At 67.3% G+C, this 9,422-nt stretch carries 8 protein-coding genes; 5 read left to right on the top strand and 3 right to left on the bottom strand.

Annotated features, from left to right (window positions below):
* Window positions 1–88 precede the first annotated feature (88 nt).
* From H926_RS0117665 to H926_RS28500, 3 genes are read right to left on the bottom strand one after another with little or no spacing between them, the layout of a single operon-like run.
* Complete coding sequence (locus H926_RS0117665) at window positions 89–754, bottom strand: ABC transporter ATP-binding protein (RefSeq protein ID WP_022677493.1); 666 nt, start codon at window positions 752–754, stop codon at window positions 89–91.
* On the bottom strand, window positions 751–1,581 hold the full coding sequence (locus H926_RS0117660; RefSeq protein WP_051146424.1) for an ABC transporter permease: 831 nt from the start codon (window positions 1,579–1,581) through the stop codon (window positions 751–753). Before H926_RS0117660 ends, H926_RS0117665 begins: the two co-directional genes overlap by 4 nt.
* 5 nt (window positions 1,582–1,586) lie before the next feature.
* A complete protein-coding gene (locus H926_RS28500; RefSeq protein ID WP_022677491.1) occupies window positions 1,587–2,690 on the bottom strand; it encodes an SIS domain-containing protein in 1,104 nt (367 codons plus the stop codon).
* Window positions 2,691–2,938: 248 nt separating this feature from the next.
* Between H926_RS28500 and H926_RS0117650 the strand changes: the two genes are divergently transcribed.
* The 5 genes from H926_RS0117650 to fdhF all read left to right on the top strand — a co-directional run bounded on the left by H926_RS0117650 (window position 2,939) and on the right by fdhF (window position 9,372).
* Window positions 2,939–3,823 carry a LysR family transcriptional regulator gene (locus H926_RS0117650; protein WP_022677490.1) on the top strand — a complete coding sequence of 295 codons (885 nt, stop codon included), beginning with the start codon at window positions 2,939–2,941 and terminating at the stop codon, window positions 3,821–3,823.
* Window positions 3,824–3,893: 70 nt separating this feature from the next.
* The gene (locus tag H926_RS0117645) at window positions 3,894–4,316 is read left to right on the top strand and encodes an NAD(P)H-dependent oxidoreductase subunit E (protein ID WP_022677489.1); all 423 of its coding nucleotides are present in this window, start codon (window positions 3,894–3,896) and stop codon (window positions 4,314–4,316) included.
* Between the two features lie 11 nt (window positions 4,317–4,327).
* Window positions 4,328–5,872: an NADH-ubiquinone oxidoreductase-F iron-sulfur binding region domain-containing protein gene (locus tag H926_RS0117640; RefSeq protein WP_028658188.1), complete on the top strand. Its 1,545-nt coding sequence runs from the start codon at window positions 4,328–4,330 to the stop codon at window positions 5,870–5,872.
* A 124-nt stretch (window positions 5,873–5,996) separates the two neighbouring features.
* The gene (locus H926_RS0117635; protein WP_022677487.1) at window positions 5,997–6,530 is read left to right on the top strand and encodes a molybdenum cofactor guanylyltransferase; all 534 of its coding nucleotides are present in this window, start codon (window positions 5,997–5,999) and stop codon (window positions 6,528–6,530) included.
* Window positions 6,520–9,372, top strand: a complete 2,853-nt coding sequence (fdhF, locus tag H926_RS0117630) for a formate dehydrogenase subunit alpha (RefSeq protein WP_022677486.1) — start codon at window positions 6,520–6,522, stop codon at window positions 9,370–9,372. The genes H926_RS0117635 and fdhF overlap by 11 nt, the downstream gene beginning before the upstream one ends.
* Window positions 9,373–9,422 lie beyond the last annotated feature (50 nt).

The raw sequence follows: 9,422 nt of genomic DNA, 5'->3' as shown, positions 1-9,422 counted from the left end.
TCCTGCTCGGGCAGATCGGCCGGGGGCCGCCGCCGGTGCGCGATCGGCGCGGCAGGGGCCAGCGGCGGCGGATAGGCAAGGTCGGTGCTCATGCGGGCAGGGTGTCCTTGTAGGCCGCGATGGCGTCTCCCAGCCGGTCAAACCAGGTCAGCCTGCCTTGGTGCAGCAGCATGCCGGCAGTGCAGAACCGCTTGAGCGTGCCGGGATCGTGGCTGACCATGATCACGCTGGCCTGGTTGGCGCGGCGGCGGAATTCCTCGGCCGCGCGCGCGCGAAAGCTGGCATCGCCGGCAGAGGTCGCTTCATCGGAAATGTAGACGTCAAAATCGAACGCCAGCGAAATGGCAAAGCGCAGGCGCGCCGCCATGCCGGTGGAATAAGTGCGGATCGGCTGGTCGAAACGTTCGCCCAGCGCGGCAAATTCGGCAATGCGCGCCAGGCGTTCGGGAATGTCATCCTCGTGCCCGTGGATGCGGCAGACAAAGCGCGCGTTCTGGCGCCCGGTCAGCGTGCCTTGCAACCCGCCGCCAAAGCCGAGCGGCCACGATACGCGGCAATGCCGCTCCACCGCGCCGCGCGTCGGCTTGTCCACCCCCGCCAGAATGCGCAGCAGGGTGGACTTACCCGCGCCATTGGCCCCCAGAATCCCCACACTGACCCGTGGCGGGATCACGAAATTGGCGTTGTCGAGCACCCAGGGCCCCGCGCCATGCGCGGTCATGTAACGCTTGGACAGGCCGCGCCCGACGATCATCGCGCACCCACCTTGTGCGCCAGGCGCAGTTGCAGCGCGAGGCCGAGCAGCAGCAGTCCCAGCACCCAGGCAAAGAGATAGCCGGCATCGGTTTCCGGCACGGCCTGATAGCTGTCGGACAAGGCCATGCGCACCAGCTCCACGCCATGCGCCAGGGGATTGAGCATCAGCAGCGCGCGCCAGTCGGCCGGCAGCGAGCCAAGTGGAAACATCACGCCCGAAATCATGTAGAGCGGCCGCAGCACGATGTGCAGCACCTGGCGCGTTTCGCGCATCAAGGTGGTGCAGGCCGAAACCACCATGCCAAACGCCACGCCCAGCAGCCACATCGCCGCGCAGGCCCCCATCATCGCCAATGGGAACTGCGGGGCAAAAGGGTGGCCCCATAGCGCCAGGAGCGCGATCAGCAGTAGGGTGATCACCAGCCAGCTTGCCCCTTCGAGCAGGCCGCGCGCCACCAGCGTGTCCACCGGCTTGACCTGGCGATAGGCAAACAGGGCGGAATTGTCGGCCGGGGCGCCGGCCACGTGGTCGGCCGTCTTGCGGAACAGGAAGAAGGTCTGGATGCCGACCATGATCCACACCGGCGTGTCGAGGTTGCCCACGCTGTGCACCCGCACGGCGGAATAGAGCACGAGCAGATAGGCGACGTGGAACACCGGCTCGAACAGCACCCAGGCCCACGAAATGCGCGTGGCGAACAGCCGGGTCAGCGCCTCGCGCAGCATCAGCGCGCGCCAGACCGACCAGGTGACGGCCAGCGACGAACGTGCCGGAGCAGCCGGGCCGGCCAGATCAGGAGAAGGCGGCAAGACGGGGAAGGGCATCGCGGTTACGCCGACGCCGCCTGGGCCGGACGATCCCAGGCAAACAGCGCCTGAGGATTCCGAGGAGGCGGAGGCACCGCTGCCGCGCTTTCGGGCGCGGGGCCAGTGGCGAGCGTGGCGCAGTCTGCCATGCGCGCCACGCCGACGGGCACGGGGGCGCTTGCGCCTTCCACCACGAACAGCGCGGTGACGTTGGCCTGCCTCATCACGGCCAGCGCGTCTGCGGCGCGGGCATCGGCGCGCACCGTGCGCGGGGCGTGGGTCATCACGTCTTCGGCGCAGGAAGTCAGCAGGCCATGGACATGGCGGCGCAGATCGCCATCGCTGATCGCCCCCACCAGGCAACCGGCGCGATCGACCACGCCGGCGATGCCCAGGCTCTTTTCGGTCATTTCCAGCAGCACGTCGCGCATCGGCATGGCCATGGGCACCAGGGGCACGGCATCGCCGCGATGCATGATGTCGGCCACGGTGGCCAGGCTGGTGCCGATGGCGCCGCCTGGATGAAGCTGGCGCAGCTGTGCATGCGTCGTGCCCCGCGCCGCCATGGTGGCAATCGCCAGCGCATCGCCCAGCGCCAGCATCAGCGTGGACGAGGTAGTGGGCGCGACATGGGCCGGGCACGCCTCGCGCGCCGGGGGTAGGACCAGGCCAATATCCGCGCGGCGCAGCAGGATCGAATCCGCCTGCGCGCTGATGCCGATCAGCGGGCAACCCAGCCGTGCGGCATGGGCCAGGATCGGGCGGAGTTCGGGGGTATTGCCCGAATTGGACAGCACCAGCAGCAGATCGTCAGGCGTGAGCATGCCCAGGTCACCATGCGCCGCCTCTGCCGGGTGGACGAAGAAGGCCGGCGTGCCGGTGGCGGCGAGCGTCGCCGCCAGCTTGCGCCCGACATGCCCCGATTTGCCCATGCCACTCACCACCACGCGTGACTTGGTGGCCAGGAGCAGGTTCACCGCATCGGCAAACCGGGCATCGAGCGTGCGCGCCAGGCGATCGAGCGCGTCGGCCTCTGTCTGGATGACCCGGCGCCCGCGCGCCAGCAGGTCCACCGCCGGCATCGCGCCCGGTGCGGGTTGTGCAACGATCTGGCCCTCTGGCTTCATGAAATCACCGTCCCCCTTGCGCCGGTCCCGAATGCCTGCCCCACGTGCGGGCGTCAGCGCGATCCGTGCCGCCGCCCATCGGGATGGCCCTTAGTAATCCCTACTGGATCGCCATGCGGCGCCTGTTCCCACGGAAATGAAGCGATAACCGCGTCGCCGCTGGCCCTGGCGGCGGCTTTGGGCCATGCCTGCCCGTGCGTTTCGTGATAGAAACAGCCTCTCAATTTTCGAGGGAGTTTGCCCCACTCATGCAGCTGCGCCACTTGCGCTATTTCGTGGCCCTGGCGCGTCAGCGCCACTTCGCCCGCGCTGCGGCGGAATGCGGCGTGTCGCAGCCCACGCTGTCGGCCGGGCTGGTGGCGCTGGAACAGGATCTGGGCAAGCGCTTGGTAGAGCGTGACCGGCGCTTCATCGATCTGACGGCGCAGGGCCAGGCCATGCTGCCCTGGGCCGAACAGATCCTCGGCGCGATGGGCAGCATGGCCCAGGCCGTGGCGGCCACGGCCGCACCATTGGCAGGGCCGTTTCGCCTTGCCGCCATTCCCGCCGCGCTGCCGCTGGTCGGCCGCTTTGGCGATGCGCTGCTGGGCCGTTATCCCGGGCTGCACCTCGCCGTCCACCAGGCCACCAGCCGGGTGATCGAACAGGATCTCCAGGCGTTGTCGTGCGATGCCGGGTTGACCTATCTCGATCATGAGCCACCCGCCAACGTCATCGCCGTGCCGCTGGCGCAGGAACGCTATCTCTTTGTAACCCATGGCGATGCCGCGCGCGAAAGCGGCGCGGCGATGGATTGGGCAGAGGCGGCTGCCATGCCGCTGTGCCTGCTGCACCAGGGCATGCAGTATCGCCGCATTCTCGACGCGCAGTTTGCCGCACGCGGCCTGGCCCTGGCGCCGCGTGCCGTGGCAGACAGCTATGTCGCGCTGCTGTCGCTGGTGCAGTCGGGCCGCTTTGCCACGATCATCCCCGATAGCTATGCCGCGCTGCTGACCGGGCTGGACTGGGCGGCGATCCAGCCGATGGAGGGCGCTGAAACCGCGCGGCGGCTGGGGCTGGTGGTGCTCGATCGCCAGCCGATGGGGCCATTGGCGCTGGCTGCGCTCGACGTGGCGCGCGCGCTGGCGGTGTGATAGAGAAATTCTATCAAACTTTGCGCAATTCGATTTGACCGCGCGCGCCGACGGGGCGACATTTCGCGCCATGACCGAACCTGCCGAACTGGACCGGATCCTTGCCGCGCACGCCGGGCGCGAGGGATCCCTGCTGCCGATCCTGCATGATGTGCAGGCTGTCTTTGGCCATGTGAGCGAAGCGGCCGAACGGGCGATCGCCCATGCGCTCAATCTCAGCCGCGCCGAAGTGCACGGTGTGGTCAGCTTCTATCACGATTTCCGCACCGCGCCCGAATCGCGCCCGGTAGTCAAGCTGTGCCGCGCGGAAAGCTGCCAGGCACGCGGCGTTGAGGCACTGGCCGCGCGCCTTCGCGCCGATGGGCCGGTGAAGGTGGAAACGGTCTATTGCCTGGGGCTTTGCAGCGTGGGGCCGAACGCGATGGTGGGCGATACGCTCCACGCCCGGCTCACGCCTGAAAAGCTCGATGTTCTGGTGGGAGGCTTGGCATGAAGGACGTGGGCATGAGCACGACCGTGCGCATTTCCGACGACGCGCTGGCCCTCGCCTGTGGCGCCGATGCCGTGGCTGCTGCCTTCGCAGCGGCGGGCTGCACGGTGGAGCGGGTATCGAGCTGGGGCATGCACTGGCTTGAGCCCATGGCCGAAATCGACGGGCAAGGATTCGGCCCGCTGGAGCCGGCCGACGTGCCTGCCGTGCTGGCCGGCACCAGCGACAAGGGCATCGGCCCGATCGCCGATCACCCCTTCATCGCCAGTCAGCAGCGCTTTACCTTCGCGCGCGCCGGCAAGACGCGGCCATTGAGCCTTGAGGATTACGCGGCGCATGGCGGTTGGGCGGGCCTTGCCCGTTCGCGCGAAATGGGGCCGGAAGCGACGATTGCGGAAGTCATGGCCTCGGGCCTGCGCGGCCGAGGCGGGGCGGGCTTCCCCGCCGCGATCAAGTGGACCACCGTGGCCAAGGCGCCGGCCACGCCCAAATATATCGTCTGCAACGCCGACGAGGGCGACAGCGGCACCTTTGCCGATCGCATGGTGATGGAAGGCGATCCCTTCATGCTGATCGAAGGCATGGCGATTGCCGCCCATGCCGTGGGCGCGGCGAAGGGCTATGTCTATATCCGCAGCGAATATCCTCATGCCATCGCCAAGATGCAGGCCGCAGCCCAGGCGGCGCGTCCGCACATCGCCCCGTTCGAGGTGGAAGTGCGCGTGGGCGCGGGCGCCTATGTCTGTGGCGAGGAAACCTCGCTGCTCAACAGCCTGGAGGGCAAGCGCGGCGAAGTGCGGGCCAAGCCGCCACTGCCCGCGCTCGAAGGGCTATTCGGCAAGCCCACCGTGGTCAACAACGTGCTGACCTTGGCAGCAGTGCCGTGGATTCTGGCGAACGGCGGCGCGGCTTATGCCGATGTCGGCTTTGGCCGGTCCAAGGGTACGATGCCGATCCAGATCGCCGGCAACGTGAAGTATGGCGGGCTGTACGAGGTCGGCTTTGGCATCACGCTGGGCGAACTGGTCGAGGTGGTCGGTGGCGGCACTGCCTCGGGCCGGCCAGTGCGCGCGGTGCAAGTGGGCGGGCCATTGGGCGCCTATCCCCCGCCGGCCGATTTCCACCTGCCGTTCGATTATGAAAGCTTTGCCGCTGCCGATGGCCTGATCGGCCACGCCGGGCTGACCGTGTTTGACGATAGCGTGGACATGAGCGCGCAGGCGCGCTTTGCCATGCAGTTCTGCGCCGCTGAATCCTGCGGCAAGTGCACGCCCTGCCGCCTGGGCTCCACGCGCGGCGTCGAAGTGATCGACCGCATCCGCGCCCGCCAGGGCCGCAGTGCCGATGCGGTGGAGAGCCTGCCGCAAATCCACAACGCCAAGAAGCGCGCGCGCAGCCTGGCCGACGAGATCGCCCTGCTTGAAGACCTGTGCGAAACGATGAAGTTCGGCTCGCTTTGCGCGCTGGGCGGCTTCACGCCCTATCCCGTGCTTTCGGCCCTGCGCCGGTTCCCCGAGGATTTCGGTGCGGTGCCGGCTGACGCGGAGGCAGCGGAGTGATGGCGCCTTGCTGCCAAGGGGCTTCGTCAAGCTCAGCCCGAACGGGTTTCAAGGGTGTGAAAGCCCAAATCCCGTTCGCCCTGAGCCTGTCGAAGGGCGCTGACGACAGCGCAGGGGTGCGCCCATGATCCTGGGCGCCGTCCTTGCCGGGGGCCAATCCACCCGCTTTGGCAGTGACAAGGCTGTGGCCGAACTGGCAGGGCAAAGCCTCCTCGCTCATGCCGTGAATACCCTGCAGCAGCAGTGCGACACGGTCGTGGTTGTGGGGCGGGACGATGCGCCGGCGCCCTGTCTGCCCGATCGCCCGCGTGCCGGCATGGGGCCGCTGGGTGGCATCGCCGCCGCGCTCCACCATGCCGCTGGCCACGGGTTTGATACGGTGCTCACGGTCCCGGTCGACAGTTTTGGCCTTGCCGCCGATACGGCCGCCCAGCTTTCCCCCGCACCCGCCTTTTGCGAAAGCCAGCCGGTGATCGGCCTGTGGCCGGCCAGTGCCGCGCCTGCGCTCGATGCCTTGCTGGCCAGCCCGGCCAAGCACAGCTTGCGCGCCTTTGCCCAGGCGCTAGGCGCGCGCCCAGTTGCGCTGACGAATATTCCTCACAATATCAACACCCCGGCGGATCTTGCCGCCGTGCAGGAGCATGCCCATGGGCTATGAACGCCAGGCCGATTTCGGCACCCCCGAGGTTCGTTCCGACAGCCAGGTGACGCTGGAAATCGATGGCCGCGCCGTAACCGTGCCGGCCGGCACCACCGTCATGCGCGCGGCGGCGGTTTCGGGCGGGTCGATCCCCAAGCTGTGCGCCACCGACAACCTCAAGCAGTTCGGCTCGTGCCGCCTGTGCCTGGTTGAAATCGACGGCATGCGCGGCACGCCGGCGTCGTGCACCACGCCGGTGGCCGATGGCATGAAGGTCCACACCCAAAGCGAAAAGCTGGCCAGGCTGCGGCGCGGGGTGATGGAGCTTTATATCTCCGACCACCCGCTCGACTGCCTTACCTGCAGCGCCAACAACGATTGCGAGTTGCAGGACCAGGCCGCTGCCGTGGGCCTGCGCGATGTGCGCTATGGCTATGAGGGGGCCAATCACCTGGAGGCGGAGACCGACGCCAGCAATCCCTATTTCGATTTTGACGCGACCAAGTGCATCGTCTGCTCGCGCTGCGTGCGGGCGTGCGATGAAGTGCAGGGCACCCTGGCGCTGACGGTGGAAAGCCGCGGCTTCGGCTCGCAGATTTCGGCGGGCGTGAAGTCTGACGATTTCCTCTCGTCGGAATGCGTATCGTGCGGCGCCTGCGTGCAGGCCTGCCCGACGTCGGCGCTGATGGAAAAGGCGGTGACCGAAATCGGCAAGCCCGAGCGGGCCGTCGTCACCACCTGCGCCTATTGCGGCGTGGGCTGCACGTTCCGCGCCGAAATGCGCGGCGAGCAGCTGGTGCGCATGGTGCCGTGGAAAGACGGCAAGGCCAACCGTGGCCATTCCTGCGTCAAGGGCCGCTTTGCCTGGGGCTATGCCCAGCACCAGGACCGCATCCTGAAACCCATGGTGCGCGACAGCATCGATCAGCCCTGGCGCGAGGTCAGCTGGGAAGAGGCGCTGGGCTTTGCCGCCAGTCGCTTCAAGGCGATCGCCGCCAGCCATGGCAACAATGCCCTGGGCGGCATCGTATCGAGCCGCTGCACCAACGAGGAAGGCTTCCTGGTGCAGAAGCTGGTGCGCGCCGGCTTTGGCACCAACAACGTCGATACCTGCGCCCGCGTCTGCCATTCGCCCACCGGCTATGGCCTCAAGACCACGTTCGGCACGTCTGCCGGCACGCAGGATTTTGATTCGGTCGAAGACAGCGACGTGATCCTGGTGATCGGCGCCAATCCCACCGATGGCCATCCGGTGTTTGGCAGCCGGATGAAGCGCCGCCTGCGCCAGGGCGCCAGGCTGATCGTGATCGATCCGCGCCGCACCGATCTGGTGCGCAGCCCGCATGTGGAGGCAGACTATCACCTGCCGCTGCGCCCCGGCACCAATGTCGCGGTGCTCTCCGCGCTGGCGCACGTGATCGTGACCGAAGGCCTGGTCAATGAGGCGTTCGTGCGCGAACGCTGCGATTGGGACGAGTTCCAGCACTGGGCCGAATTCGTGGCGCAAGAGCGCAACAGCCCCGAATTCCTCGAACCCGTCACCGGCGTTCCCGCCGATCTCGTGCGCGGGGCGGCGCGGCTCTATGCCACGGGCGGCAACGGTGCGATCTATTATGGCCTGGGCGTGACCGAACACAGCCAGGGTTCCTCCACCGTGATGGCGATTGCCAACCTCGCCATGGCGACCGGCAACATCGGCCGGCGCGGCGTGGGGGTTAACCCCTTGCGCGGGCAGAACAACGTGCAGGGCGCCTGCGACATGGGCAGCTTCCCGCATGAGCTTTCGGGCTATCGCCATGTGTCTGATGCCGCCACGCGCGCGCTGTTCGAGGCGGAATGGGGTGTCAGGATCGATCCCGAACCGGGCCTGCGCATTCCCAACATGCTCGATGCGGCGACCGACGGCCTGTTCAAGGGCCTCTACATCCAGGGTGAAGACATTCTTCAGTCAGACCCGGATACCAAGCACGTTGCGGCGGGCCTGGCGGCGATGGACTGCGTCATCGTGCATGACCTGTTCCTCAACGAAACCGCCAACTATGCCCACGTCTTCCTGCCGGGCTCCTCGTTCCTGGAAAAGGATGGCACGTTCACCAATGCCGAACGCCGCATCCAGCCGGTGCGCAAGGTGATGGAGCCGCTCAACGGTTATCAGGACTGGGAAGTGACGCAGGAACTGGCGCGCGCCATGGGCCTCGATTGGAACTACACCCATCCCAGCGAGATCATGGACGAGATCGCGCGGCTCACCCCCAGCTTTGCCGGGGTAAACTATGCCCGCCTCGATGCCGAAGGCTCGTTGCAGTGGCCGGTCAACGATACCGCGCCCGATGGTTCGCCGATCATGCACGTCGATGGCTTCGTGCGCGGCAAGGGCAAGTTCGTGGTGACCGACTATGTGCCCACTGACGAGCGCACCGGGCCGCGTTTCCCGCTGCTGCTGACGACGGGGCGCATCCTCTCGCAATACAATGTCGGCGCGCAGACCCGGCGCACCGAAAACAGCGTGTGGCACGCCGAAGACGTGCTGGAAATTCACCCGACCGACGCGGAAAACCGCGGCATCAACAGCGGCGACTGGGTGCGCCTGGCCAGCCGGTCGGGCGAAACCACGCTGCGCGCCACGGTGACCGATCGGGTGGCGCCCGGCGTGGTCTATACCACGTTCCACCATCCCGCCACGCAGGCCAACGTGGTGACCACCGACTATTCCGACTGGGCCACCAATTGCCCGGAATACAAGGTGACGGCGGTGCAGATCACCCCGTCCAACGGGCCGAGCGAATGGCAGGAAGACTATGCCGCGCAAAGCCGCCAGGCGCGGCGCATCGCCGGCAGCGCGATGGAGCCAGCCGAATGAGCGGGCAAACCGAAGCCAAGCTGGTCTACATGGCCAACCAGATCGCCCGC

The organism is Novosphingobium sp. B-7 (genome assembly GCF_000410615.1).
Classification (GTDB): domain Bacteria; phylum Pseudomonadota; class Alphaproteobacteria; order Sphingomonadales; family Sphingomonadaceae; genus Novosphingobium; species Novosphingobium capsulatum.
This window is presented reverse-complemented; position numbering and strand designations above follow the sequence as displayed.

Coding starts and splice junctions, on each gene's coding strand:
- H926_RS0117665 (WP_022677493.1), bottom strand. CDS start 754: ATGATCGTCGGGCGCGGCCTGTCCAAGCGTTACATGACCGCGCATGGC.
- H926_RS28500 (WP_022677491.1), bottom strand. CDS start 2,690: ATGAAGCCAGAGGGCCAGATCGTTGCACAACCCGCACCGGGCGCGATG.
- H926_RS0117660 (WP_051146424.1), bottom strand. CDS start 1,581: ATGCCCTTCCCCGTCTTGCCGCCTTCTCCTGATCTGGCCGGCCCGGCT.
- fdhF (WP_022677486.1), top strand. CDS start 6,520: ATGGGCTATGAACGCCAGGCCGATTTCGGCACCCCCGAGGTTCGTTCC.
- H926_RS0117640 (WP_028658188.1), top strand. CDS start 4,328: ATGAGCACGACCGTGCGCATTTCCGACGACGCGCTGGCCCTCGCCTGT.
- H926_RS0117650 (WP_022677490.1), top strand. CDS start 2,939: ATGCAGCTGCGCCACTTGCGCTATTTCGTGGCCCTGGCGCGTCAGCGC.
- H926_RS0117635 (WP_022677487.1), top strand. CDS start 5,997: ATGATCCTGGGCGCCGTCCTTGCCGGGGGCCAATCCACCCGCTTTGGC.
- H926_RS0117645 (WP_022677489.1), top strand. CDS start 3,894: ATGACCGAACCTGCCGAACTGGACCGGATCCTTGCCGCGCACGCCGGG.